General features: G+C 63.4%; 20 protein-coding genes. 12 read left to right on the forward strand and 8 right to left on the reverse strand.

Annotation, left to right across the window (positions count from 1 at the left end; all coding sequences use genetic code 11):
- Window positions 1-235 precede the first annotated feature (235 nt).
- The 5 genes from thiD to YH63_RS13880 all read left to right on the forward strand — a co-directional run bounded on the left by thiD (window position 236) and on the right by YH63_RS13880 (window position 4932).
- Complete coding sequence (thiD, locus tag YH63_RS13860; protein WP_046827095.1) at window positions 236-1039, forward strand: bifunctional hydroxymethylpyrimidine kinase/phosphomethylpyrimidine kinase; 804 nt, start codon at window positions 236-238, stop codon at window positions 1037-1039.
- A gap of 263 nt (window positions 1040-1302) precedes the next feature.
- A complete protein-coding gene (locus YH63_RS13865) occupies window positions 1303-1962 on the forward strand; it encodes a class I SAM-dependent methyltransferase (protein ID WP_046827094.1) in 660 nt (219 codons plus the stop codon).
- A 57-nt stretch (window positions 1963-2019) separates the two neighbouring features.
- Window positions 2020-2817 carry a UDP-2,3-diacylglucosamine diphosphatase gene (locus YH63_RS13870; protein WP_046827093.1) on the forward strand — a complete coding sequence of 266 codons (798 nt, stop codon included), beginning with the start codon at window positions 2020-2022 and terminating at the stop codon, window positions 2815-2817.
- Window positions 2817-3890 (forward strand): glycosyltransferase family 4 protein, encoded by a 1074-nt coding sequence (locus YH63_RS13875; protein ID WP_046829511.1) that lies wholly within the window; start codon window positions 2817-2819, stop codon window positions 3888-3890. Before YH63_RS13870 ends, YH63_RS13875 begins: the two co-directional genes overlap by 1 nt.
- 61 nt (window positions 3891-3951) lie before the next feature.
- Window positions 3952-4932 (forward strand): threonine ammonia-lyase, encoded by a 981-nt coding sequence (locus YH63_RS13880; RefSeq protein ID WP_046827092.1) that lies wholly within the window; start codon window positions 3952-3954, stop codon window positions 4930-4932.
- Window positions 4933-4990: 58 nt separating this feature from the next.
- On the opposite strand, the gene YH63_RS13885 is transcribed toward YH63_RS13880, so the two are convergent.
- The gene (locus tag YH63_RS13885; protein ID WP_046827091.1) at window positions 4991-6037 is read right to left on the reverse strand and encodes a hypothetical protein; all 1047 of its coding nucleotides are present in this window, start codon (window positions 6035-6037) and stop codon (window positions 4991-4993) included.
- Between the two features lie 190 nt (window positions 6038-6227).
- On the opposite strand from YH63_RS13885, the gene YH63_RS13890 reads away from it, so the two are divergent.
- Entirely contained in the window at window positions 6228-7361 is a 1134-nt protein-coding gene (locus tag YH63_RS13890) for an MFS transporter (protein WP_046827090.1), read from the forward strand.
- Here YH63_RS13890 and dgcA read toward each other — a convergent pair.
- Window positions 7358-8362 (reverse strand): N-acetyl-D-Glu racemase DgcA, encoded by a 1005-nt coding sequence (gene dgcA, locus YH63_RS13895; protein WP_046827089.1) that lies wholly within the window; start codon window positions 8360-8362, stop codon window positions 7358-7360. The genes YH63_RS13890 and dgcA overlap by 4 nt on opposite strands.
- A gap of 134 nt (window positions 8363-8496) precedes the next feature.
- Here dgcA and YH63_RS13900 point away from each other — a divergent pair, with 134 nt between their 5' ends.
- From YH63_RS13900 to YH63_RS13910, 3 genes are read left to right on the forward strand one after another with little or no spacing between them, the layout of a single operon-like run.
- Window positions 8497-9630, forward strand: a complete 1134-nt coding sequence (locus YH63_RS13900; RefSeq protein WP_046827088.1) for an ABC transporter permease — start codon at window positions 8497-8499, stop codon at window positions 9628-9630.
- 10 nt (window positions 9631-9640) lie between these two features.
- Window positions 9641-10411, forward strand: coding sequence for an ABC transporter ATP-binding protein (locus tag YH63_RS13905; RefSeq protein ID WP_046829510.1), 771 nt, complete (start codon window positions 9641-9643; stop codon window positions 10409-10411).
- Between the two features lie 27 nt (window positions 10412-10438).
- Complete coding sequence (locus YH63_RS13910) at window positions 10439-11278, forward strand: MlaD family protein (protein ID WP_046827087.1); 840 nt, start codon at window positions 10439-10441, stop codon at window positions 11276-11278.
- Window positions 11279-11522: 244 nt separating this feature from the next.
- On the opposite strand, the gene YH63_RS21915 is transcribed toward YH63_RS13910, so the two are convergent.
- Window positions 11523-11648 (reverse strand): hypothetical protein, encoded by a 126-nt coding sequence (locus YH63_RS21915; protein ID WP_283809703.1) that lies wholly within the window; start codon window positions 11646-11648, stop codon window positions 11523-11525.
- Between the two features lie 943 nt (window positions 11649-12591).
- Window positions 12592-17739 carry a methyl-accepting chemotaxis protein gene (locus YH63_RS13920; protein WP_046827085.1) on the reverse strand — a complete coding sequence of 1716 codons (5148 nt, stop codon included), beginning with the start codon at window positions 17737-17739 and terminating at the stop codon, window positions 12592-12594.
- Between the two features lie 397 nt (window positions 17740-18136).
- Between YH63_RS13920 and YH63_RS13925 the strand changes: the two genes are divergently transcribed.
- Together YH63_RS13925 and YH63_RS13930 are read left to right on the forward strand one after the other, a co-directional pair.
- The gene (locus YH63_RS13925) at window positions 18137-18514 is read left to right on the forward strand and encodes an Hpt domain-containing protein (RefSeq protein WP_046827084.1); all 378 of its coding nucleotides are present in this window, start codon (window positions 18137-18139) and stop codon (window positions 18512-18514) included.
- A gap of 104 nt (window positions 18515-18618) precedes the next feature.
- A complete protein-coding gene (locus YH63_RS13930; RefSeq protein ID WP_046827083.1) occupies window positions 18619-18939 on the forward strand; it encodes a 2Fe-2S iron-sulfur cluster-binding protein in 321 nt (106 codons plus the stop codon).
- Between the two features lie 254 nt (window positions 18940-19193).
- On the opposite strand, the gene YH63_RS13935 is transcribed toward YH63_RS13930, so the two are convergent.
- The 4 genes from YH63_RS13935 to YH63_RS13950 all read right to left on the reverse strand — a co-directional run bounded on the left by YH63_RS13935 (window position 19194) and on the right by YH63_RS13950 (window position 23904).
- The gene (locus tag YH63_RS13935) at window positions 19194-21230 is read right to left on the reverse strand and encodes an autotransporter domain-containing protein (RefSeq protein WP_052753814.1); all 2037 of its coding nucleotides are present in this window, start codon (window positions 21228-21230) and stop codon (window positions 19194-19196) included.
- Window positions 21231-21358: 128 nt separating this feature from the next.
- A complete protein-coding gene (locus YH63_RS13940; RefSeq protein ID WP_046827082.1) occupies window positions 21359-22315 on the reverse strand; it encodes a helix-turn-helix transcriptional regulator in 957 nt (318 codons plus the stop codon).
- Window positions 22316-22407: 92 nt separating this feature from the next.
- On the reverse strand, window positions 22408-23370 hold the full coding sequence (locus YH63_RS13945; RefSeq protein WP_046827081.1) for a helix-turn-helix transcriptional regulator: 963 nt from the start codon (window positions 23368-23370) through the stop codon (window positions 22408-22410).
- 90 nt (window positions 23371-23460) lie between these two features.
- Window positions 23461-23904: an acyl-CoA thioesterase gene (locus YH63_RS13950; protein ID WP_046827080.1), complete on the reverse strand. Its 444-nt coding sequence runs from the start codon at window positions 23902-23904 to the stop codon at window positions 23461-23463.
- Window positions 23905-24088: 184 nt separating this feature from the next.
- Between YH63_RS13950 and YH63_RS13955 the strand changes: the two genes are divergently transcribed.
- Window positions 24089-25117, forward strand: coding sequence for an NAD(P)/FAD-dependent oxidoreductase (locus YH63_RS13955; protein ID WP_046827079.1), 1029 nt, complete (start codon window positions 24089-24091; stop codon window positions 25115-25117).
- Window positions 25118-25216 lie beyond the last annotated feature (99 nt).

Below are 25216 nucleotides of genomic sequence, written 5' to 3' on the forward strand. Positions count from 1 at the left end.
GCAACTAGTGTCCTGTATCCGACGTTCGTTTCACTTTGCAGCGCTCTCTATACGAACGTCGGATACAAAAGGACACAAGTGAATTATGATTCTAGTGATCCTTTGGTTCTGACATTCGTAAAGGTGCCTGCGAAGGAAATGATACGAATGTCAGAACCGGATCACTAGCTTGCTGGAGTTTATTCAGCGGGTTAGAGCAGGGTGCGAGAGACACTGAATATCCCATGAGACTGCCATGAGCATACCGATTGCGCTCACCATTGCCGGCTCGGATTCGAGCGGAGGCGCCGGGATTCAGGCCGACCTCAAGACGTTCGCTGCCTGCGGCGTTTATGGCGCGTCCGTGATCACCGCGCTGACGGCTCAGAATACGAAAGGCGTGACCGGTATCCATGACGTCCCGGCCGACTTCATCACCGCGCAGATCGATGCAGTGTTTTCCGATCTCGATGTCAAGGCCGTCAAGATCGGCATGGTCGCTCGCCATGAGGCGATCGAAGTAATAGCGGCAAGTCTCGACCGCTGGTCGCCGAAGCACGTCGTGCTCGATCCGGTGATGGTCGCGACATCGGGCGACCGGTTGCTGTCGTCCGATGCGGTCGATGCCCTGCGTACCAAACTCTTTCCGCGCTGTGGTCTGATCACGCCGAACCTGCCGGAGGCGGCCGCGCTGCTCAATGAGGCTGTTGCCGAGAGCGAAGCGGACATCGAGGCTCAGGGCAGGCGGCTGCTGGCGCTGGGCTGTCCCGCTGTCCTGATCAAGGGCGGTCATGGGCATGGTCCCGAGAGCACCGACTACTTGATCGACAACAACTCCGTCATCCGGCTCGCCGCGCCGCGCATCGCAACCAGCAACACCCACGGAACGGGCTGTTCACTGTCGTCGGCCGTTGCAGCAGGCCTCGCCAAGGGCGATGGGCTCGAAACCGCGGTTCGCGATGCCAAGGCATATATCAGTGCCGCTATTGCCGCGGCGGACCGGCTTGACGTCGGGCGTGGCCACGGCCCGATCCATCATTTCCACGCCTTCGACACTTAGAGCCGGATGAATTCCCGACGTCATCGGGATTTCTCCGCAACCGTCATTGCGAGGAGCGTTTGCGACGAAGCAATCCAGTTCTTCCTTGTGGCTCTGGATTGCGTCGCTTCGCTCGCAATGACGTCCAGAGGCAACTCAATCTCAATTCATCCCGGCCTTGACGCGACAAGCTGCCGCGCGTGTCGCCTGTTTGTCGTACTCCGCTGGTAATCGCCAGTAAGCGAACAAAAATCTGATTCCTCAGATCGCTTATTGGAACCAAGATGATCTCATCCGATCTCGACAAATCCATTGTTGAAACCGCTTACGCGCGCTGGGCGCCGATCTATGACGCCGTGTGCGGCCCGGTCATGGTGAAAGGCCGGCGCGCAGCGGCGGCGGCGGCGCGGGCCACCGGCGGCAAGATCCTTGAGGTCGGCGTCGGCACCGGATTGTCGTTCGACGACTACGATAACAGCACCGAGATCACCGGCATCGACATGAGCGCGCCGATGCTCAAGAAGGCGCGCGCGAAAATGGCGAGCGGGAAGTATCCGTTCGTCAAGGCGGTCCACCAGATGGACGCGCACCAGATGACGTTTGCGGATGCGACCTTCGATTGCGTCGTGGCGCAGTTCGTCATCACGCTGGTCGCCAATCCCGAGCAGGTGCTGTCCGAATGCCACCGCGTGGTGAAGCCGGGCGGGCGCATCATCCTCGTTAACCACCTCTACTCGGAAGTGGGCGTTGCGGCGGCTGTCGAACGCTGGGCGGCGCAGAAGACCCGCGCGCTGGGTCTGCGCCCCGAATTCCCCTTCGCGCGGCTGCAGGCCTGGGCGCAATCAAACGCAAGCACAACGCTCGTCGAGCGGCGCAAAGTTGCGCCGTTCGGCATCTACACACTGGTTTGTTTCGAGCGGACTCTCGGTTCGCAGGCGGCGTGATCTGTCATCGCGCTGTCATGAGATTTTGATACGTGCTCGCGCATGGAAAGACAGGCTATGAGCGACAGTAGTCCAGAACGACGCTTTCGCACTTTGTTTATCTCCGATGTCCATCTCGGAGCCCGCGGTTCGCAAGCTGACCGCCTTCTTGATTTTCTCCGTTGCCATGACGCCGACACCATCTATCTCGTCGGCGACATCATCGACGGATGGGCGTTGAAGTCCTCTTGGCACTGGCCGCAATCCCACAACGACTTCGTCCAGAAGATGCTGCGCAGGGTCCGCAAGGGTGCGCGGGTCATCTACATCCCTGGCAACCACGATGAATTCCTGCGCTCCTATTACGGCACGCATTTCGGCGGCGTCGAAGTCGTCGAGGATGCGATTCACGAGGGCGCGGACGGCAAGCGCTATCTCGTGATTCACGGCGACATTTTCGACCTCGTTGTTCAGAACGCGCGCTGGCTCGCGCATCTTGGCGACAAGGCCTATGACTTCGCCATTCAACTGAACCGGCTGGTCAACGCGTTCCGGAAGCTGTTCGGCGTGCCGTACTGGTCGCTGTCGCAGTGGGCCAAGCAAAAGGTAAAGAACGCGGTCAATTACATCGGCGCGTTCGAGCAGACGCTGGCCGGTGAAGCCAAGCGCCACGGCGCCGACGGCGTGATCTGCGGCCATATTCACTACGCGACGATCCGCGACGAGAACGGCATCCGCTACATGAATTGCGGCGACTGGGTCGAGAGCTGCACCGCGCTGGTGGAGCACGAGGATGGCCGCTTCGAAATCCTGACATGGACCGATCCGCTGCGACGGTCGCAGCCGATCCCTCGCGTCACGGCACAGGCCGCCTGATGCGCATCCTGATCGCAACGGACGCCTGGCACCCGCAAGTCAACGGCGTGGTGCGGACGCTCACCAAGATGTCGGAAGCTGCTGCCGAGATGGGCGTGGATGTTGAATTCCTGACGCCGCAATCGTTTCGAACAGTATCGCTGCCGAGCTACGCAGATTTGCACATCGCATTGCCACGGCCGGGCAAGATCGCGCGCATGATCGAAGAGGCGCAGCCCGACTACATTCACATCGCGACGGAAGGTCCGATTGGAATTCTGGCCCGGCGCTATTGCCAGAAGAACAAGGTGCCGTTCACCACGAGCTTCCACACCCGCTTTCCCGAATATGTCTCCGCACGATTTCCGATTCCCGAGTCGTGGGTCTGGGCGGCGTTACGCTACTTTCACGATACCAGCGACGCGGTGATGGCGGCGACGCCGGCGCTCGCGGATGAATTGCGCGGACGCGGCTTCCGCAATGTCGTGTTGTGGTCGCGCGGCGTCGATGCCGAGCTGTTCCGGCCGCGCGATTTCGATCTTGCGTTGCCGCGTCCGGTGTTTCTCTCGGTCGGCCGGGTGGCGGTCGAGAAGAATCTCGAGGCGTTTCTGGAACTGGATTTGCCCGGCACCAAGGTTGTGGTTGGCGACGGCCCGGCGAGGACCGAACTGGAGCGAAAATATCCCGATGCGGTGTTTCTCGGCACCATGCAGGGCGAGACGCTTGCGGAGACCTATTCCGCCGCCGACGTGTTCGTGTTCCCGAGCAAGACCGACACCTTCGGTCTGGTGCTGCTCGAGGCGCTGGCAAGCGGCGTTCCTGTCGCAGCGTTGCCTGTGTCCGGCCCGCTCGATGTGATCGGCGATGCGCCGGTCGGCGTGTTGAACACCGATCTGCGTGCGGCCTGTCTGGCAGCGCTGGATATTCCGCGCGAAGCCTGCTGCGAGTTTGCCGCGTCCCGAAGCTGGGGCGCCTGTGCTCAGGCCTTTATCGACAATGTGACCCGTGAGCGTCCACCTCAGGTCAAGCGCCGCTGGCGGCGGCGTCTGGCGCGGCGGCTTCGCTTGACGTCGGAATCCGTGCCCACCGCCTGATCACATAGCCGTTGTTCTCGGGCGATCTTGCCCGAACGCACCGGCGCGCTATACATGCGTCATGACCTCTCTCGTTCTCCCCACAAATGCCGATATCGAAGCTGCCGCGCGCGTTCTCGCGCCTGTCGCGGTGCGAACCCGTCTCGTGACGTCTCCGGCGCTGGATGCGCTCACAGGCGCGCGGGTGTTTCTCAAGCCGGAAGTGCTGCAGCGAACAGGTTCCTTCAAGTTTCGCGGGGCGTTCAACAAGCTGTCGTCGATTCCGGAAGCCGCGCGCAAAGCCGGCGTTGTGGCGTTCTCGTCTGGCAATCACGCGCAGGGCGTCGCGGCTGCGGCGCAGATCCTGAACATGCCGGCGGCGATCGTGATGCCGTCCGATGCGCCGGTCTCCAAGATCGAGCGCACCAAGAGTTACGGCGCAGAAGTCGTTCCCTATGACCGCGACAAGGAAGACCGCGATGCCATCGCGCGCGATCTCGCGAGCAAGCGCGGCGCGACCGTTGTTCCCCCTTATGACGATCTGTGGGTGATCGCGGGGCAGGGCACGGTCGGCCGCGAGATCGCGGAGGACTTCGCATCACTTGGAATCGTACCCGACATGGTGTCCGCACCTGCGTCCGGCGGCGGACTGATGGCCGGCATTGCGCTGGCGACAAAAGCAAAGTTTCCCAATGCCGGTCTGATGACCGTCGAGCCCTACGGTTTTGACGATCACGCCCGGTCGTTCAGTGCCGGTGAGCGCCAGCCGCATCGTGCTATCGGCCGCACCATCTGCGATGCGCTGATGGCGTCGATCCCGGGCGAGATTACCTTTGCCGTCAACGAGAAGAATGGCGTGAAGGGTGTCACGGCAACCGACGATGAGGTCGCCAAGGCCGTGGCGTTCGCGTTCCGCGAATTGAAGCTCGTGGTCGAGCCGGGTGGAGCCGTCGCGCTCGCGGCACTTCTGGCGGGACATATCGATGCCAGGGGCAAGACGATTGCGATCGTGCTGTCCGGCGGCAATGTCGATGCGGATCTGTACGCGCGGCTGATTCAGTAGGCGTCACAATCCAGCCTTTTGCTCGCCTTTTGCGGCGAAGACCGTCACCGTTTCGCCTTTAGCTGAAGAACGCGACTTTCTCGGCCTGACTCATCCGCCTGATCGGCGCGAGCGGATCGCTGCGCGGCGAAACCGGTTTTGCGACAATCCCGCTGGCGATCAGGCTGGCGCCCAGTGATGCCGGTGCAGGCACCTTGGCCTCGATTTCAGGCCCGATCACAAGACCGGCGGGCTCAACCTCAAGAACAGGCTCCGGCGCTGCTTCCGGCACGATTGCCAGATGCACGGCCTTAACCGGCTCCGGTGCTTCATCCATTTCGACAGTCGCCGCCATCTCAACAGGCTGGGTGTCTTCCACCAGCATAACCGTTTCGGTCGCGGCTTCCGGCGACGGCTCTTCCGAAGCCGCGACTGTGACGTCGAACAGTTCGTCATCCAGGGCGGCGATCTGCAGTTCGCCAGGCGTTTCCACAGGCGCCGGACTGAAATCGACGACATGGACTGTCGCAACGGGCTCGGCCTCGGCGTGCGGCTCCACCGCGGATGGGGCGATGGCCTCGATGTCGCGCGCTGCCTGGTCGAAGGCCCGCAGAACGTCGTCGCGAAGACCGGCTGCCGCAGCGTGATCGCAGGCGGCGTTGATCGCATCGACCTGAGACTCGAGCAGGGAGCAGATGCGGCCGTCGGCACCGGATTCGCGCAGTCCCCATGCGATCTCGCGGATCACCCGCGCGCATTTGCGTGACGGCGCCAGTGCGTCCGTCAAAGCCTGACCGTCCAATGCCGCGGAAACGCTTTCGCGGGTGGCTGCGACAATGGCTCGGACCGCAGCCATGGCTTCCGGCAACTCATTTGAGGGCTGAGCGACCGGCTCTTCTTGCGGCTGCTGTTCTTCCTTCTGGGCAGCCAGCGTGCGCTCGATGCGCGCGACGGCTTCCAGCACCATGGCGGTATCGGCGTTGCGGTTGCGCTTTGTGTATTCGTCCAGGAACCAGCGACCGCGCGCGGTCTCCAGAAACGCCTCGCGAATAGCCTCGAAGTCCGCGTCCGTCGGAGACGTGGCGCGGGCCGAGATCGGCGACAGGGCGAAGGCTTCGTTGGCCATTAAAACCTGTAAGACTGAAATCTGCAGGACAGAAACGCGTTGACGCAATCCATACGCAAAAGCGATGTCCAGATACGCCGAACACGCGCTAAACATTCACCAACACGAACCGCGGCGAATCGCAATTCCCTTGCTCACCAGAGAATCACAAAAGCATCCGGCCGGGCAATCCGTTGCTCGCCGATTTGCCATGCGGATCAGCCTGTTTTACGCCTCGACCTTCGGCATTATCGGGGTCCATCTGCCGTTCTTCCCGATCTGGCTGAAGGCCATCGGAATAGATGTGTCATGGATCGGGGTGATCACGGCTGCGCCGTCGCTGTCCCGCTTCACCATCCTGCCGTTTGTGACGGCGACCGCCGAGCGTCGCCAGGTCCTGCGCGGGACCATGATCGGACTCGCGTTTGCCACGGCAACGGGTTTTGCCATTCTGGGGCTGCTTCGTGACCCGCTCACGATCCTGATCGTCTATGCCGTCATCGCCTGCCTCTGGACGCCGCTCAGTCCGCTGACGGACGGCTATGCATTGAAGGGCGTGACGCGTTACGGCCTCGACTATGGGCGAATGCGGTTGTGGGGCTCGGCATCATTCGTGGTGTTCGCCCTTGTGGCGGGCCTGTTGCTGCAGAGGATCGAGGCGCAAAACCTGATCTGGATCATCGTGGCGCTGGCATTTCTCAGCGCGTTCGTCGGTCTTGGGATTGTCCCGCTGAATGCTCCTGCCGTCGAAGCGCCGCTGCAAGGCAAGACGCATAGCTTGTTAAGGTCGCCGCAATTCCTCGCGATCATTGGGGCTTCGGCACTGATCCAGGGTAGCCACGCGGCGTACTTCGGGTTTGCCTCCATTACCTGGCAGAACGCCGGGCTAGGGGGATTCACGATCGCCGTCTTGTGGTCGCTCGGCGTGATCGCCGAGATCGTTGTCTTCGCGATCTCGCCGCGCTTCACCCTGTCGCCGCAGGTCCTTGTGCTGATCGGCGCGGCGAGTGGCGTGCTGCGCTGGGTGATTACGGCGCAGGAGCCGCGGATCGAGATTCTCGCGGTGGTGCAATTGATGCACGGCCTGACGTTCGGCATCACGCAGGTTGGCGTCGTCGCTTTGATCGTCCGCAGCGTGCCCCATCACGTTATTGCCAGCGCGCAGGGCTACATGGTGGCGACGCAGGGCGCTACCACCAGCCTCACGATGATCTGTTCGGGGCTGATCTACGCCCGGGTCGGCGAGGGCGTCTACTACGCGATGGCCGCCATGGCGCTTGCAGGCGGCATTGTCATGGCACTCGCGCGCAAGCGCCTCGACGCGCATCACGCGGTATTGGATTAGCCCCAGAGGCCGGCGTCTGGCGGGTAGACCGTGCTGCCGTCGTAGCGCAGGCCGTTGTCGCGGTCCCTGGCCAGCAGCAATGGCCCGTCGAGGTCGACCACGCGCGCACCCTGCGCGATCATCATGGCGGGGGCCATGGCCAGCGAGGTAGCGACCATGCAGCCGACCATCAGGTCAAATTCCAGCGTCCGCGCTGCTTCGGCCATCGCCAGCGCCTCCGTGAGGCCGCCGGTCTTGTCGAGCTTGATGTTGATAGCGTCGTAGCGCTCGCGCAGGCCTCCCAGCGACGCGCGGTCGTGCACGCTTTCGTCGGCGCAGACGGACACGGGCCGCTTGATGCGCGCCAGGGCCTCATCCTGACCCGCGGGCAGGGGCTGTTCGATCATGGTCACCCCGGCATCGGCGCAGGCCGCCAGATGCCGCTCCAGATCGGCCTCGGTCCAGGCCTCGTTGGCGTCGACGATCAGCTCGCTGGCCGGGGCAGCCTTGCGGACCGCCGCGATCCGGGCCTCGTCGCCGTCGCCGCCAAGCTTGATCTTGAGCAGCGGGCGATGGGCGGCCTTCGCGGTCGCTTCCGCCATCGCCTGCGGGGTGCCCAGCGAGATCGTGTAGGCGGTGGTCAGCGGACGCGGTTCGGGGCGTCCAAGGAGGTCCCAGATACGCTTTTCAGCCACCCTGGCCTCCAGATCCCACAGCGCGCAATCGAGCGCGTTACGGGCCGCTCCGGGGCTCATCCGCGATTGCAGCGCCTGCCGGTCCAGACCGCCGCGAAGCGCATCCTGAAGGCCGAGGATGGCTGCGAGCGTTCCCTCCGGCGTCTCGTTGTAACGGGCATAGGGAACGCATTCGCCGCGCCCGATAATGGCCTTACCATTGGGACCTTGGCGACTTACCTCGGCCACAATCACCACGGCTTCTGTCTTGGCGCCCCGGCTGATGGTGAAGCCGCCGGCAATGGGCCAGCGCTCGATCCGGGCGGCGACAGTCAGCGATGGCGTCATTTGTGAAATCGATTTTCGTGAGGGCGGACTTGCCGAGAGGCGGCAATTATGGCTCTTAGCAGCATCCCCGTACAGATTGTCGGCATCGTGGTAGGTTTTATCAACCGGGCACGGGATCGACACAGGAGTTGGGCTTGAACGGCAATCCGACATTGGAGCAGGTGACCGTCGGCGCAGGTCTCGCGCTGCGCGCGGCTGGCCAATGGACGGTCCATCACGCGCCCGACCTGGAAAAGATCGTCGAGGACACCGAACGGCTGACCGGCAGCCCGGCCAACATCGTGATCGACGTATCGCAGGTCTCCAGCCTCGACACCTTCGGGGCCTGGCTGATCGAACGGCTGCGCCGCAGCCTGACCCAGGGCGGCGTCGAACCCAATGTCGCCGGCCTGTCCGCCAACTATGCGAGCCTCGTGAACGAGGTCCGCCAGGTGAAGTCCGGCGTCGTTCACAAGCGGCAGCGGCAAACCCTGCTTGGCATGCTTGACGGTATCGGCCGCAGCGTCGTGGACGTCGGTGGCACGCTGGTCGGCCTGATCGGCATGCTGGGGGCGATCCTCAACGCGCTGTTCCGGGTGATCCGCCACCCGACCACCTTCCGCTTCACCTCGATGATCCATCACCTCGAACAGGTGTGCTGGCGCGCGGTGCCGATCGTGGTGCTGATCACCTTCCTGATCGGCTGTATCATCGCCCAGCAGGGCATTTTCCATTTCCGCAAGTTCGGCGCCGACGTGTTCGTGGTCGACATGCTCGGCGTGCTGGTGCTGCGCGAACTCGGCGTGCTGCTGGTGGCGATCATGGTCGCCGGCCGCTCGGGCAGCGCCTACACGGCCGAACTCGGCTCGATGCGGATGCGCGAGGAAGTCGACGCGCTGCGCACCATGGGCTTCGATCCGACCGAGGTGCTGATCCTGCCGCGCATCGTTGCGCTGATCATCGCCATGCCCATTCTCGCCTTCCTCGGCGCGATGGCCGCGCTGTACGGCGGCGGTCTTGTCGCGTGGGGTTACGGCGGCGTGCAGCCCGACGCGTTTCTCATCCGCCTGAAGGAAGCAATTTCCATCAACCATTTCACGGTGGGCATGGTGAAGGCGCCGTTCATGGCGCTGGTGATCGGCATCGTTGCCTGCGTCGAGGGTGCCGCCGTGAAGGGCAGTGCCGAGTCGCTCGGCCAGCACACCACGGCATCGGTGGTGAAATCGATTTTCTTCGTCATCGTCATGGATGGCCTGTTCGCGATCTTCTTCGCGACGATCAATATTTGAGGTGGCGACCATGGCGTCCTATTCCGACGATGCGATCATCCGCGTGCGCGACCTCACGGTGAAGCTGAACGAGAACCTCATTCTCGATCACCTCGATCTCGACGTGCGGCGCGGCGAGATCCTCGGCTTCGTCGGCGCATCGGGCGCGGGCAAGTCGGTGCTGACGCGCACGATCATCGGTCTGATCCCGAAGCTCGCCGGCAATATCGAGGTGTTCGGCGTCAACATGGGCGAGGCGAACGAGGACCAGCGCCGCGCGGTCGAACGCCGCTGGGGCGTGCTGTTCCAGCACGGCGCGCTGTTCTCGTCGCTCAGCGTGCGGCAAAATATCCAGTTCCCGGTCCGCGAGTTCATGAACGTGTCCGAGCGGCTGCTCGATGAAATCGCCATCGCCAAGCTCGCGATGGTCGGCCTCAAGCCGGAAGTTGCTGACCGGTTCCCGTCGGAACTCTCGGGCGGCATGATCAAGCGCGTGGCGCTGGCCCGTGCGCTCGCGCTCGACCCCGAGATCGTGTTCCTCGACGAGCCGACCTCTGGCCTCGATCCGATCAGCGCCGGTGATTTTGATCAACTTGTGATGACGTTGCAGCGTACTTTGGGGCTGACCGTTTTTATGGTAACCCATGATCTCGATAGCCTTAAAACGGCCTGCAACCGGATTGCAGTGTTGGGGGATCGCAAGGTTCTCTTGGTAGGCACGATGGATGACATGCTGGCCTCGCAGCATCCTTGGCTGCGGGCCTATTTTCATGGCAATCGCGCCCGGGCCGTGATCGCGTAATTATATTGCGTATTTGGAGTTAAGTTGATGGAAACAAAGGCAAATTTCGTCCTGATCGGGGCGTTCACGCTGGCGGTGGTTGCCGCGGCGTTTGGCTTTGTGTTCTGGTTCCAGAACCTTGGTGCGGCCGCGCAGCGCATCCCGCTGCGCATCGTGTTCGAGGGCGCGGCTTCCGGCCTGCGCACCGGCGGCAACGTCAACTTCAACGGCATCAAGATCGGTGAAGTCACCTCGATCAAGCTCGATGATCCAAAGCGCGTTGTCGTGATCGCCAACGTCGACAAGTCCGCGCCGATCCGCAAGGACTCGCTGGTCGGCCTCGAGTTCGCGGGTCTCACCGGCGTGTCGTCGGTCTCGCTCAAGGGCGGTTCGATCGAGGCGGGCGGCGTGCCGGTCGCCGAAGACGGCGTGCCGACGCTGACGGCCGATCCCAACGCGATCCAGGACATCGGCGAGGCGGTGCGCGGCGTATTGCAGAACGTCAACAAACTGGTCCTCGACAACCAGGAGACCCTGCACAACAGCATGACCAACATCGAAGCGTTCTCGAAGAGCCTTGCGGCCAACTCCGCGCGCATCGACAGCATCATGGCGGGCGTCGATGGCCTGATGGGCGAGAAGGGCGAACTGCACGCAGCGGCCAAGTCGTTCCGCGAACTGGCCGACAATCTCGATAAGCGCTCCGCCGGCCTGATCATCGACGGCCGCCGCACGCTGGCCGACATCAGCCGCGCGGTGAACAACTTCGACCGCAACCCGACCCGCGTGCTGTTCGGAGCGGGGCAGAAGGATGCCGCACCGGCTCCGCCAGCTCCGGCTGCAACTCCGGTTCGGAACCCCACCGACGCCCGCGCGCGGCAGCGGTAGCTGATTTCACCTCGCCCGGTTCGTACGGGGAGGTGGCGAGCGAAGCGAGCCGGTGAGGGGCATCTGACTACACGCGCGATCTCTCTCCGGTCGTCCCCGCGCAGGCGGGGACCCATACTCCCTGAGTCATCGATTTAAGCGAGATGCCGGAGCAGCTTCGTACCATCATCACCTCGTTCGGTGGTTATGGGTCCCCGCCTGCGCGGGGACGACATCGTGGGTGTCGCGAGCACGTCGCGCAATTTCACAGTTTGTCATCACCGGGCTTGTCCCGGCCATCGACGCCTTCATTTGATTTCGCAAGCAAGACGTGGATCACCGGGTCAAGCCCGGTGATGACGATTGAATGCATGGAAACATCCCGCGTCATTCCGACTCCCGATTCATTTTTCAAACAGCCACGCGGCATCGCTCTCGCGCTTGATCGCGCGAGTCGAGCTTTTAGTTTTGCCCCTCAAACGCGCGCGCGAGGCTTGCCTCGTTCGCGCCCCTTAAGATGAGGGGCATGGAGCGCCGCGAGGCGCACCTTGTCTTGTTTCGCTTCCGGCATCGCGTGCGAGGCGGTGAACTCCGGAAGCGCATCGCCTTGCGGCGCTCCATTGCGGCGATTTTGGGCGAGGGGACCGTACTTCCGGGTGAGGACGGACGCGTTCACGTCCCGATCCGGCCGGCTTTCGCCGCCTTCGTCCTCGCCTCGTCCAGCCGCGAACGGCAGAGCCACGTAGTTGGCCCGGACGGTGACCCCAGCCTCCCGGACGACGTGTGTGCGAGACACGCGTGCAGGCGCCGCATCCTGCTCCGCCTCAAAGCGCCCTCGAGAAGCGCCCCTCACGAACAGGACACGCCGAACATAAGAGCGGTTCGGAGCGCGGGGATTTCTGTCCCCATCACGAAATGTTGCAGGGCTACGGGCTCATTGTCATTTCGGAATCTCACCACGTCGTCCCCGCGAAAGCGGGGACCCATACTCCTAAGCCATCGATGTGTGGAGATGTTGGAGCGATCTTCTCGCCGTCACCATGACATTCGGTGGTTATGGGTCCCCGCTTTCGCGGGGACGACACTGAGTGTTGAGAGGGCGCTGCGCTTTCCACACTTCGTTATGGCCGGGCTTGACCCGGCCATCCACGTCTTACTTTCTGATCGATAAATGAAGACGTGGATCACCGGGACAAGCCCTGTGATGACGGCCGAATGTGTTGAAGTACTCTCGTTTCATCTTCCCATAGCCAACAAAAAAAAAGCGGAGGCTCGCACCTCCGCTTTTTGTTCGATCGATCCGCCGGGGCCGCAGCCCGATGGATATCCGAGCCTTACCCCAGCCGTCCCGCAGCGTGGGCGAGCAGGGTGTAGACCAGCCCGGTTTCCGACACGAGGTGGCTGCGCAGCGCCGCCGGTCCGCGTTCGTCGCGCGAGACTTCGTCGAGCAGCCGCTCGAACTCGTTGATGTAACGGTCCACCGTCTGCTTGAAGTTGCGGTCGGCGCGATACTTGCGCGAGACCTCGTCGAACGCCTTCTGGCCGGCCGGTGTGTAGAGCCGCTTGGAGAACGCCTTGCGTTCGCCGCGCTGATAGCGATCCCACATTTCCGCCGCGAGCTCGCGCTCCACCAGCCGGGCGATGTCGAGCGACAGCGCCTCAAGCGGATTTCCCGACTGACGCGGAGCGGACGGCGCGGCGCGGCCACGCGTGCCGTCTTCGCTGTCCGAGCGGTTCAACAGGTCGGACAGCCAACCGTCGTTGTTGCCGCCATTGCCAACAGGGCTGACCGACGGCGCTTCCGTGCGGCGCGGAGCCGGGTTGGCCGGACCGAATTCCGGCGGCGGCAGGCTCGATGCACTGGTGATGTCGCGCGGGCGCGGCGCAGGGCGGGACACCGCCTCCTGACGTCCGCCGGTGCTGGCGATCGCAAGTTCGTCCTCGCGAACGCCGCGAGCGCCGGTGGCAACATCGAGGCCCTTGCCGTGGCGGGCGACGATCCGGTTGAGTTCGGCGAGCGCCTCGATCTGGTCGACGATGACCTTGCGCATATGCGCCGTGCTCTCGGCGGCTTCCTGCGGCACTTCGAGCACGCCCCGGCGCAGTTCGGCGCGGGTGGCGTCGAGCTCGCTGTGCAGTTCCGAGGCCATCTGCTTCATGCTGTGCACGATGGTCGCGAACTTGTCGGCAGCCTGACGGAACATGTTGTCCGCTTCGCGGGTGCCCTGGTCGTACAGTTCGGACATCGCTTCGGAGGTCTGGCGGCGTTCGTCCTCGACGGCCATGCGCACGGCTTCGAACTGGCGGCTGACTTCCGCCGAGCTGGAGCCCGCGGTCTGCGCCACGATTTGCGCGATGTCGCGCGCCCGCGTTTCGGCTGCGGCGAGCGAGTCGTCGAGCAGGTTGGTGAAGCGGGAGAGGCGATCATCGAGGTCGTGGGTCCGCAGATCGATGTTCGAGATCAGCGATTCCAGGATGGCGTTACGGTCGGCGACGGAGTCGCCGGCGCGTTCGTTGCTCTTCTCCAACAGGGTCGCGGCCTCGGCCAGCGCGCGGCCATGGTTCTCGAACTGCACCGAGAGGGCGTTGAGGTTCTCCAGCGCGCCTGATGTCTTGGCGGTGAAGGTGCCGAGCTGCTGCTCCAGCGTCGAGGTGGATTCGCCGTTGCGGCTGGTCACATCGTTCATCGTCGAGACGAATTCCGCAACCCGCGTGACGAGCGTGCGCTCCAGCGAGTTGAGGTTGTCGTGCGCGCCGGTGAGCACTTCCTGCAGCAGGATGTTGCCTTCGCGCAGCCGCTCGAACAGGGCGAGCGTGTCGGTGCGCAGGATCTTGCTGGTTTCCTGCAGCTCGTTGATGGTCGAGGTCGCTACCTGACGCGACTGGTCGATCGCCGCGCGCGAGGTCTGGTCGATGTCCTTCAGCGACTTGCTGACGGCGCCGATGGCGATTTCGCTGGCGGTGTTGATCTGGCGCGCCAGATCGGAGCTGTTGTTCATCATCGCGACGGTGAAGGCGCCGCCATGGTTCTCGATCGACTTGAGCGCGGAATCCGCGGCGCTGCCGATGGTGGTCGAAATCTCGGCGGCCTTGCTGCCGATGGCGTCGACCAGTGCGCTGCGCTTGCTGTCGACAAGCTGGGCGAGCTGCTCGGTGTGCTCGCGCACGCCGTCGGTGATGGCCTCGACCTTGCCGGTGAGGGTTGAGCCGAAGCGGTCGGTCGAGACGGCGATGGTGCGTTCGATCTCGGCGGAGGCCGACTTGATCTGCGCGGTCGCGCCGGTCGATGCGACGGTGAGGGTGTTCTCGGCTTCGCGGGCAGCCATCTGGATGCTGCGCTCGAGATCGCTGGAGACCGCCTTGAGGCTGGTTCCGACGTCGCCGGAGACGCTCCGAAGATGCGAGCCCACCTCGCCGGAAATATCCCGGAGATGGGTGCCGACATCGCCCGTGATGCCGCGAAGCTGCGAACCGACCTCGTTGGAGACGGTCTTCAGCTCGGTGCTGACTTCGCTCGAGGCGGTCTTCAACTCGGTGCTGACTTCGCTCGAGACAGCCTTGAGCTGGTTGCCGACATCGCTGGACAGCGACAGCAGCGACTGCTGGGCGGCGCGCGCGCCTCCCTGAACCGTCGCGGTGGTGTCGGCCATCAGGCCGGTCAGGATGCGCTCGGCTTCCTCGACACGCGACTTGATGGTCAGCGACAGTTCGTCGGAGCGCGAGCCGATCGCCTCGGCGGCATGCTGGCCGCTGGTGGTGACGCGGTTGGCGGCAGCCTCGACGCGGGTATCGAGCAGGTTCTCGAACTGCGCGACACGGGCGCTGATGTCCGAGGCGAGGGCGCTGACGTTGAACTCCAGGTTGTTCTGGATGTCCTTGACGCGGACCGACACGGCGTTGGCCATGTCGTCGACGCCGCTGGTCATCAGGCTCATGACCTGCGCCCCACGGCTTTCCATCGCATCGGCGATGGTCGCGGAGCGGTTCTCGACCACGGCCACGAAGGCCGCGGCGCGGCTGTCGAACGTCTGCACCACGGATGAGGTGCGGGTGTCGACGATGTCGGCGAAGGCCGCGGTGCGGGTGTCGAAAGCGTCGGAGACTGCGTTGGTCCGCGCATCGACGATGTCTGCAAAGGCTGCGGTGCTGGTATCAAATGCCTCGGTGATCGCGGCGGTGCGGGCATCGACCACGGTGGTGAAGGCTTCCGCTCCGTTGTTGATCCGCGAGGTGATGGCGACGGTGCGCGCATCGATGAGATCGGCGAACGCGGTGGTGCGGCCGTCGATGGTGTCGGTGAAGGCGGTGGTGCGGTAGTCGATCGTTTCCTTGAACGCCGCGGTCTGGTTGCCGACCGCTTCGGTGAATTCCGCGGTGCGGGTGTCGAACGTTTTGGCGATCTCCGCGGTGTGGGTCGCCACGGTCTCGGTGAAGGTGGCGGCGCGGCTGTCAAAGATCCTGCCGAGTGCGTCGGTGTGGGTGTCGAGCTTCTCGGTGAACGCCACCGCGCGGTTGTCGATCGCGTCGGTGAAGGCGCTGGTGCGCGAATCCATCACCGAGGTGAAGGATGCAGCACGGCCGCTGACCGTCTCGCCGAAGGCGGCGGCGCGAGCGTCGAACGCTTCCTCAAGCGCCTTGGTGCGGCTGGTGACGGTTTCGTCGAGCGCGTTGACCTTGCCGAGCAGCGAGCTGTCGAGATTGTCGATGCGGGTTTCGACCGCCGACTTGAAGCCGTCGAGGCTCTGGTCGAGCTTGGCATGAAGCTGGTCGCCATGGGAGGTGACACGGCCGTCGAAGGTATCGACATAAGTCTTGAGACTGTCGGCCAGGCCCTGGGTACGTTCGCCCATGCGTTCGACGATCTCGCCGCCATAGGTCTTCACGGTACGATCGAACTCGGCGATGTGGCGGGTGATGAGGGCGCCCAGCGTGCCGCTGTCGCGCGCGAAGCGTTCCGCAAGTTCGTTGCCCTGTTCTTTCACGAGGCCGTCGAACAGGCCGATCTGGTTGCTCAGCGTCTCGTGGGCGCTTTCGGTCTGGCTCATGACCTTCGCCACCAGCGTGCTGATGGTGACGTCGAGCGCTTCGCTGGCCTTGTCGCCGCTGGTCAGCACGCGATCGGCCAGCCGGTTGCCGGCTTCGTCGATCTGCTCGGAGAGGGTGGCGCCGCGCGCGTCGAGTTCCGACAGCAGGGATTCGCTCGAGGTCTTCATCGAGTCGAAGATGCGCTCGGTGCGGTCGACGACGCTTCGCACGATATCTTCCGAGCGCCCGGCGATGCCGTTGACGATTCCGGTCGAGCGCTCCTCGAACTCGCCGGTCATCTTGTCGAGGCGCTCGTTCAGCGAGTCGTGAACGCGGTCGGCAAGGTCCGCGAATTCCTCGTGGACGTGGCCGGTCTTGAAATTGAGGCTGGCGGTCAGCTTTTCGCTGGCGTCGAGTACGGCGGCGGCGGTCTGGGTGCTGGCTTCCTCGAGGCGGTCGAGCAGGTCGCCGCCGCGCTCGCCGAGCGCGATGATCATGTTGTCGCCGGCGCTGGAGAGCGCGCGGGTGATGTGTTCGCTGCGCTCCTCGAGTGCGCCGGTGATGCTGCTGGCCACTTCATCGACGCGCGATGCGATGGCGTCGCTGATCAGGGCGATGTCCTGGCGCAGATCGATCTGCACGCCGGAAATGGCGTTGCGGACCTGTTCGGCCTGGCCGACGAGGTTGTCGCGCTGAACCGCGATGTCCTGGAGCAGGGCGCGGATGCGCACTTCGTTGTCGCTGTAGGCGCGCTCAAGCGAAGACACTTCGTTGGCAACGAGGGCTTCGAGTTCGCCGGCGCGCGCGATCGCGCGCTCGACGCCGTCGCCCATCGCGGCGACTTCGCGGCGGATCGCCTGACCCACGGTCACGATCGAGCCGTTGGCGACATGTTCGGGTTCGGAGAAACGAACGGCCATCTGCGCCATGGACTGCGCGATCATGCTCATTTCCTGGCTACGCCACGCCATGCTGGCGAGGAAGTAGAACAGCAGCAGCGGTGCGACGAGAACGGCGATGAGGCCGATCATGGCCAGAGCGCCGGCGCTGCCTAGGCCGGCGATCGATTCGAGCGCGGGCATAAACGCGAAGGCGAGGAATCCGACGCCTGCGATCCACAGGCCGGAGAACAGCGTGGCGACGGTGTAGGCGTTGCGGCGCGGGCGGCCCTTCTGGATCGCCTGGAGAATGGTGCCGATGGTCTCGCGGTCGTCGTTCGCGGGAAGGCGGTCGAAGGCGGGAGCGCCGAGATCGTCGGCCGGCTGGCGCAGGTCAGAGCCACGGTTGTCAGAACCACGGCTGTCAGTGCCGCGGGTGGCGGAGCCGAGCGAGTGTTCGTTGCGCAAGTGGTTATCCCGGCCGTTGTCGGTCTCAGGCAGGTCGCCGATGTTCAGAGCTTCCTGAATCGCCGAGAGAGCGACTTCGGTTGGATCCTTGACCTTCGGATTTTTTGCCATGTGTCCCGCACGCCTTTATTTTTTACGCATCCGCAGTGGCATCACGGCAGAGGCCGCGCGCCTTCGAATGTTCCCCGATACCGTCGGCCGAAACGAAAGTTACGTCGCCGATTTGTCCCGCCGGTTGTCCCGCACTTCCGCAAACATCCTATTGGCTCGGTCGGTCGAATGAAATGGCAGGAGTTAATAGATTTTTAATCATCGTTAACGGCGCAAGGGTTAACACTTTAAGAAATCAACAGTTTTCAAAAGCACTTTGGTATTTCTAGGCGGCGGCACGGCGAAAACATGGCTAAATGATGGCGAATAGCTGATACATTTCGTTAACCATTGGTGTGATTGCTTGAGGGTGTTTTCCGCCGGTTGATCCGGCACCGTCAGCAATCCCGGATGGATCATGTCACTCAATTTGGAGCGGTTGAACTGGATGCCGTCGCCACCGCTCGTTCCGGAAGACTCCGCCATCGATGTCCAGCATCTCGGGCGCATGACGCTCGGCGAAGCCGCGCTTGAGGCCGAAGTTCTCGCGCTTTTCTCGGCCCAGAGCGGGGAGCTCGTCACCCGGCTCAAAGCCATCCCGCCCGACGCCGCCGCACTGGCGCATACGCTGAAGGGGTCCGCACGCGCCATCGGCGCTTTCCGGGTCGCGGAAGCCGCTCTCGGTGTCGAAGCGGCCATGAAGAACAATGGCGACATCGCAGGCGCGATTGCCCTGCTGCAGCAGACCGTCGAGGAAGCCCGGGCCACCATCGGACGAATGCTGAACCGGTCCTGATTGGGCCTTTTCTCGCACCGCTTTTATCCCGCGAGTGCTGGCATCCCTTGGATTGACCCGTTATAGGACTGCTCAATCTGAATTATCCGGGCAGCACCACAATCATGGTCAAAATCAACTTCACCGATCACACAGGCACAACCCGTTCCGTGGACGTGGAGGCCGGCGCGACCGTTATGGAAGCGGCGATCCGCAACGCCATTCCCGGAATCGAGGCTGAGTGCGGTGGCGCGTGCGCCTGCGCGACCTGCCATGTGTATGTCGATGAAGCCTGGCGTGAGAAGGTCGGCTCGCCGACTCCGATGGAAGAGGACATGCTCGACTTCGGTTACGACGTGCGGCCGAATTCGCGCCTGTCATGCCAGATCAAGGTCACGGACGATCTCGAAGGCCTCACGCTGACAACGCCGGAACGTCAGGCGTAAGCACGGCCACGCGCGATGCCGCATCGGCAAAGTGAAATTTCTACGTGATGAAAAGAAGCGCTGAAATACGAGAGCAGTAATTCTTACGTCATGAAAGCCGACGCGAAGCCCCGCCTGTATGCGGGGCTTTTTGATGTGTGGGCTCCATGTGGCAGATCGGCGCGCGCCCGTCTTCTCATTGCGCGCAGACGCACAATTCAAATGCGGGAAGGTTAAATTTTTCAGGCAGTGGCGGGCGACCGCCGCCTGTGCGCTCAGAACATCTGACTGACACCGAGGCGGGAGACGTAGGTGACCACCTGACCGGGCGTGAGCGACGCCGTGACGGATGCGGTGACCGCGCCGTTGTTCCACACCGGCAGGCGCACGCCGCCGCCGACCTCGGCCCAGTCCTTCGCGGACGAGAGACCCGGCGCGGTCAAGGCAAATGCATCGACCAGCGTTCCGGTGATATTCGCGCCCTTGCCGCCGTCGAGGCGATGACCCCACGCGAACGTGCCCCACACCCAACCGTTCGGCGCGAAGGTGTAACGCGCGTCACCGCCGACACGCGACGTGTGCGACGTCGAGATGAAATCGTCGAAGTTCGCCGCGAAAACGCCGCTGGTTTCGGAATAGCTGTGAAATCGCGTCTCGGCGAAGGTGTAGGAGGCGAACGGCGTCACGGTCACCTGCGGCATCACCGCGAAACCCCAGCCGATGCGTGCCGTCGCGCCGTAGCCGTTGCCCGACGTCGATCCGCTCGATGTCGTGGGCGTGATGCCGTTGAGATAGCCACGGGTGATGTCGCCCTTGAGGTTGATCAGGCTGCCGCCGACAAGCCATTGAAAACCAATATCCGGCACGCGCGCGACGAACGCGCCGACTGCGCCGCCGGACATCTTGGCGTTGCCGTTGTAGATCATGTCGGTCTTCACATAATTTGCCGAAGCAGAAAATCCGGCGACGAGACCGAACGGCAGATCGGCGGTGAGGCCGAGCGTGCCCGATGCAATCGGGTCGCTGTCATAGGCACCATAACCGAAGACGGAGTAGGGCGTGCTGCGGCTGCCCTGCGATCGCATCGCCTGTGTGGCGTATTCCTGCATCGTGCCGAGCGTACCGCCGATTGCGGCGTTTGCCGTCTGGCCGACGGCGGACTGTCCGGCAAATGATCGCATAACGTCTTCCGCAGTCACCAGTCCCTGGCAGAGTGCCGATTCGCAGCGGGCGATAAAATACTGGTTTACATTGGACGCATCGGGCCCGTAGCCGACGATGATTTTACCATTGTCGGAAACGCCAGTCGCGGCCCGCAAGCTCATGCCGCCCGTGCGGACGCCGCCGGCGCCCAGCAAGCTGCTGAGTGCCTGCATGCCGCCGGTCCGGGTCCAGCGCATGGCGACGTTCAAACCATTCGTGGTATTGGCTTCACCCACGATCACCGAACCGTCGGCATTCACGGCATTGGGCGTGGAATAGTTGCCGCCCGCGATGCTGCCGAGGTTCTCCATGCCCCCGCTATGGGTCCAGCGGAAAACGCTACGGGTAACCGAGCTATCGTTGCTGAACCCAACGATCGTGGAGCCGTCGCGGCTGATGGCATTGGCTGTGCTTTGCGTGCCACCCGCGAACGTGCCGAGACCGACCCAGCCGCCGCCTTGTGTCCAATACGCAGCCTGACTGCTCAAAGCCGCCGTCGACATGACGGTTCCGACCACCGTCTGCCCGTCACCCGAAACGCCGTATGCGATGCTGCCGTCGTAGCCCGCCAGGAAGCCCAGTCCCACCATGCCGGTCGCCTGCGTCCAGCGGAAAGCCTGAGCTACCGGCCCGATTGCAAGGCCGACTGCAACCGACCCATCGCTGCTCACGCCACGCCCGAAGCTGAGGGTGTAGCCATCCAGCGAGCCGCCAGGAGCAAACGCGGCTCCGCTGTGGAGATCGGTGATGACGGTGCCACCCGCGGTCCACATAACGGCGTGCTGGCTCGCTGCGACCGCTGTCCCGACAATCACGGAGCCGTCAATGTTCACCGCGGAAGGTGTTGCCTGATTTCCAAGGCCCGGCAGTGTAAGCAGTGCTCCATTGGTCTCCAGAAGCGGGAGGGACGGCTGCAATCCGTCTCGACTGTCCCTGACGGTGACCTTGCCGTTGCCGCTGATGAAGATAAGCGGCGAGGTGAGGCCCGGCGGCGGGAACAACACATCAAACCCGTCGGCCGCTTGAACCGCTGGCGCAGCGGCGAGTGTCGTGCTTGCGAAAAGCGCCGCGCGCCACAGCCCGCGCGTCGATAGTCCAGCCCCGGTCATCCGATTGTCCCCCAAAGATCAGGGCTATCAGGTGGGAAACCAGCCGTCTTCTCACTCTGCGCAAACGGCGTACCCAAGTAAGGGACGATTGAATCTTCTCAATCCTGTGGCGCCGGGGCCACAAGGGCTCACGCGTTGAGGGAGGCCATCCGCACATCGCCCGGGGTCATGCCGAAGCTCGCGCGAAACACGCGATAGAATGTCGCGATGCTGTCGAAGCCGCAGGCATAGGCGATCTCGGCGACCGAACGCGCCGGCATGGTTTGGAGCTGCCGCCGCGCTTCTTCCAGACGCATCGCCGTCAGTGTGCGCGCGAACGACAGGCCGGTGGGCTCGAACAGCACATGGACCTGCCGAAGTGAAATAGCGATCTCTGCCGCGACCGTTGCTGGCGACAAATCCGGGCGATGGAGATTGCGCTTCATGATTGCGCGCGCCGCGTGAAGATATCCTGCGCGCAGTGCCGCGCGGCTTTCGGGTAATCCTGTCGCGAGGCGTCCGCGCGCCAGCAGGGCCAGCCGCGCGATGTGTTCGATGTCTGCTGTCGGCGCGGCGGTGTGTTGCTGCCGCTCGCTCAATGCCGTGAACATTGCCGCGATCAGCCGGGTCAGCCTTGCCTCCCGGCCGAGCGCCTCAGGGAGGAGGTCACGCGCGCGGGCGTCAAGCGCGATGTCGCCGGTGAGCGGAATCTTCAGCGCGCGGAAATGAAAGCCGTCGGACCGTTCCGGCGTCGCCGCGAACGGCAAATCCGAATGGCTGACGGTGACGTCGCCTTCGCGAACGCGATGAACCCGGTCCCGTCCGGTATTCATGTGACCGGGTCCGCGTATCTGCAATCCGATGCTCAGGCTGTCGCCTGCCACGCGCGCAATATCGGAAGGCGTGCGGCTGACGCGGTAGGACGAGGCGGACATTTCGGCGAGGGTGGCGTTGCCGATCGTGACGGCCGAAAAGCGGCCGTGGAAATCCGCGCGACGCTCGCGCTCCAGTTCGATGGTGACACCGAACAGGCTTTTGCCGCGCACCTCGCACCAATGGTCGAAGCGGTCCTGCGGACGCAGGTCGTCGGTGGAGAAGCTGATCATGCGTGCCGCGTGGTGGAGGCTGGAGCCGATTCAGAATGGCAAGACGGCAAGGAATTGTCCAATGACAACGGCAGCCGGGCGATGTGACAGGGTCATCGGTAATCCGCGGCGGCCTTGATGTCGCGGGGCGTCATGCCATAGGCCGCCCGGAATACGCGATAGAAGGTCGACAGGCTGTCGAAGCCGCATGCAAGGGCAACGTCTGTTACTGCAAGCGCCGGCGCCGATCGCAGCAGCCGGCAGGCCTCCGCAAGCCGCATTGCCATCAAGGTGCGCGAGAAGCTGGTGCCCGTCGGCTCGAACAGGATGTGCAATTGCCGCACGGAAATCCCGAGCGTGCCGGCCACGTAGTCCGGTGACAGCTTCGGGTGGTGCATGTCGCGCGCGAGGATGTTGCGGGCCGCCTGCAGGAAACCGAATCGCAGCGCGGCGCGGCTGTCCTGCGATCCCGCCAGGACGGAGCCGCGCGCCAGCAGCGCCAGTTGTGCGAGATGACCGACGGCAAGATTGCAATCGGCTTCGGGATTTTGAGTGGTGTCCGCCACCAGCGCCGCGAACGACGCCGAGATCAGCAATGTCAGGCGCGGGTCGTCGCGCAGGAGCGCGGGCGCCAGATTGAGCGATGGGAATGCAGGCGCAGCGCGGCCGGCCAGCGGGATTTTCAGGATGCGCAGATCGAAGCCATGGGCCGTGATCGGCCGGGTCAGGTAAGGCAGATCCGAATGACTGATGGCGAACTCGCCGGCCCGCACCACGAATTCGCCGCCGGCGTGACTGTTGAACCAGCTTGCGCCGCCGGTCTGCTGATAGATGCAAAGACTGTCGCTCGAGGCGCGGGAAATATCGCTGGCGGTGCGCGACACCTTGTAGGGCGACGCCTGCATCTGGCTCAGGATCGCGCCGCCGGCGGGGCGGGCCGAGAACTGCCCCCGGAAGTGCTGGCGCTCTTCCTGCTTCAGCGAGATCGTCACGCCAAACAGATTGCGGGCGCGCACCTCGCACCAGTAATCGAAGCGCTCGTGTGGACGCAGGTCGTCGGTCGAGAAGGTGAGCATGACGGATGTTTGCCCGTTAGCCTCGAACTTGGCCCGAGCTTTAGAGGCAGACGGTTGCCACGGCAACATCAATCGCTGGTTGGCGCTGGTCTATGTGCGCAACAGCCAGGGCTGAAACCGCTCGATGATGTCGGGGGTCAGCGGCGTCGGCTTGCGCGTCTTGGCATCGACCAGGACGGTGACAGCTTCGGCGGACGCGGTGCAGACATCGCCGGCAAACACCACCTGCTGGAATGTCGCCGAGGTCCGGCCGAGCTTCGAGACGCCGATGCCGAGTTCGAAGCTTCCGGGCCAGTGCATCTCGGCGCGGAAGTCGATCGCCAGATGCACCAGCATCCAGCTGAGGCCCTTCGGCATCAGGCCGCGGTCGCCACTGCGCAACAGCGTCACGCGCGCTGTCTCAAAGTAGGTCGCGTACACCCCGTTATTGACGTGCTTGTTCGGATCGAGGTCACCGTAGCGGACATTGTCAGCCAGACGGAATGGATAATTTTCGATTTTGAAATGGGGTTTTGGGCGGGTCGGCGCGTTCACGTGTTCGGTCTCCGGTTTGAGGCCTGCATAGCGGGAAATGTCGCCGCCTCACAAGGGCGCAGGGATGGCAGGCAGCCCCGAATATGGCTTCCCCCGAGGGGCTGGGTTGGTTAGACAATGCCCCTAAAAGCGGCACTTTCCGCTTCCCGCCTGCTCATTCTTCCCTGTCAAAGCCGGAACGCGCATGACCGACACGATCAAAACCGACGTCCTGATTATCGGCGCAGGCCCCTGCGGACTGTTCGCTGTGTTCGAACTGGGCCTGCTCGACATGAAGGTGCATCTGGTCGACATCCTCGACAAGCTGGGCGGTCAGTGCGCGGAGCTTTATCCGGAAAAACCGATCTACGACATTCCGGCGATTCCGATCGTGACGGGGCAGGGCCTCACCGATGCGCTGATGGAGCAGATCAAGCCGTTCAACCCGACCTTCCATCTCAACGAAATGGTCGAGACCATCGAGAAGATCGGCGATCCGCTGTTTCGCGTGAAGACCGACGCCGGGCAGGTGTTCGAGGCCAAGGTCGTGGTGATTTCAGCAGGCGGCGGCTCGTTCCAGCCGAAGCGTCCGCCGGTGCCGGGCATCGAAGCCTATGAAGGCACATCGGTGTTTTATGCCGTGCGTAAGATGGAGCAATTTCGCGGCAAGGATCTGCTGATCGTCGGCGGCGGCGACAGCGCGCTGGACTGGGTGCTGAACCTTCAGCCGATCGCGAAGCGCGTGACACTGCTGCATCGCCGTGACGATTTCCGCGCAGCGCCGCACAGCGTCGATCAGATGCGCAAGCTCGTTGCGTCCGGAAAGATGGATCTGAAAATTGGGCAGGTTACGTCGCTTGAAGGCGCCAACGGCATGTTGTCCGGTGCGACGGTGAAGGGCAACGACAACGAAATCTCGAACGTCGAGTGCGATACCATTCTGCCGTTCTTCGGACTGACGATGAAGCTCGGCCCGGTGGCGAACTGGGGCGTCAAGCTCGAGAACAATCTGGTGCCGGTCGATACCGAAGCGTTCGAGACCAACGTGCCCGGCATCTTCGCCATCGGCGACATCAACACCTATCCCGGCAAGCTCAAGCTCATTCTGTCCGGCTTCCATGAAGGCGCGCTGATGGCGCAGAAGGCGAGCCGCTATGTCTTCCCGGACAAGCGTGTCGTGTTCCAGTACACCACGTCGTCATCGAGCCTGCAGAAGAAGCTCGGGGTGAGCTAAGGGGAATACACGCCCGTCATTGCGAGGAGCACTTGCGACGAAGCAATCCAGCTTTTGTAGGTCTGGATTGCTTCGCTTCGCTCGCAATGACGGTGTTGA

The sequence above is a fragment of the Afipia massiliensis genome (assembly GCF_001006325.2).
In the GTDB taxonomy this organism is placed as follows: Bacteria; Pseudomonadota; Alphaproteobacteria; order Rhizobiales; family Xanthobacteraceae; genus Afipia; species Afipia massiliensis_A.

Coding starts and splice junctions, on each gene's coding strand:
- YH63_RS13905 (WP_046829510.1), top strand. CDS start 9,641: ATGGCGTCCTATTCCGACGATGCGATCATCCGCGTGCGCGACCTCACG.
- YH63_RS13910 (WP_046827087.1), top strand. CDS start 10,439: ATGGAAACAAAGGCAAATTTCGTCCTGATCGGGGCGTTCACGCTGGCG.
- YH63_RS13865 (WP_046827094.1), top strand. CDS start 1,303: ATGATCTCATCCGATCTCGACAAATCCATTGTTGAAACCGCTTACGCG.
- YH63_RS13935 (WP_052753814.1), bottom strand. CDS start 21,230: ATGACCGGGGCTGGACTATCGACGCGCGGGCTGTGGCGCGCGGCGCTT.
- YH63_RS13885 (WP_046827091.1), bottom strand. CDS start 6,037: ATGGCCAACGAAGCCTTCGCCCTGTCGCCGATCTCGGCCCGCGCCACG.
- YH63_RS13925 (WP_046827084.1), top strand. CDS start 18,137: ATGTCACTCAATTTGGAGCGGTTGAACTGGATGCCGTCGCCACCGCTC.
- YH63_RS13870 (WP_046827093.1), top strand. CDS start 2,020: ATGAGCGACAGTAGTCCAGAACGACGCTTTCGCACTTTGTTTATCTCC.
- YH63_RS13930 (WP_046827083.1), top strand. CDS start 18,619: ATGGTCAAAATCAACTTCACCGATCACACAGGCACAACCCGTTCCGTG.
- YH63_RS13920 (WP_046827085.1), bottom strand. CDS start 17,739: ATGGCAAAAAATCCGAAGGTCAAGGATCCAACCGAAGTCGCTCTCTCG.
- YH63_RS13875 (WP_046829511.1), top strand. CDS start 2,817: ATGCGCATCCTGATCGCAACGGACGCCTGGCACCCGCAAGTCAACGGC.
- YH63_RS13890 (WP_046827090.1), top strand. CDS start 6,228: ATGCGGATCAGCCTGTTTTACGCCTCGACCTTCGGCATTATCGGGGTC.
- YH63_RS13880 (WP_046827092.1), top strand. CDS start 3,952: ATGACCTCTCTCGTTCTCCCCACAAATGCCGATATCGAAGCTGCCGCG.
- YH63_RS13945 (WP_046827081.1), bottom strand. CDS start 23,370: ATGCTCACCTTCTCGACCGACGACCTGCGTCCACACGAGCGCTTCGAT.
- YH63_RS13955 (WP_046827079.1), top strand. CDS start 24,089: ATGACCGACACGATCAAAACCGACGTCCTGATTATCGGCGCAGGCCCC.
- YH63_RS13940 (WP_046827082.1), bottom strand. CDS start 22,315: ATGATCAGCTTCTCCACCGACGACCTGCGTCCGCAGGACCGCTTCGAC.
- dgcA (WP_046827089.1), bottom strand. CDS start 8,362: ATGACGCCATCGCTGACTGTCGCCGCCCGGATCGAGCGCTGGCCCATT.
- thiD (WP_046827095.1), top strand. CDS start 236: ATGAGCATACCGATTGCGCTCACCATTGCCGGCTCGGATTCGAGCGGA.
- YH63_RS21915 (WP_283809703.1), bottom strand. CDS start 11,648: ATGACGCGGGATGTTTCCATGCATTCAATCGTCATCACCGGGCTTGAC.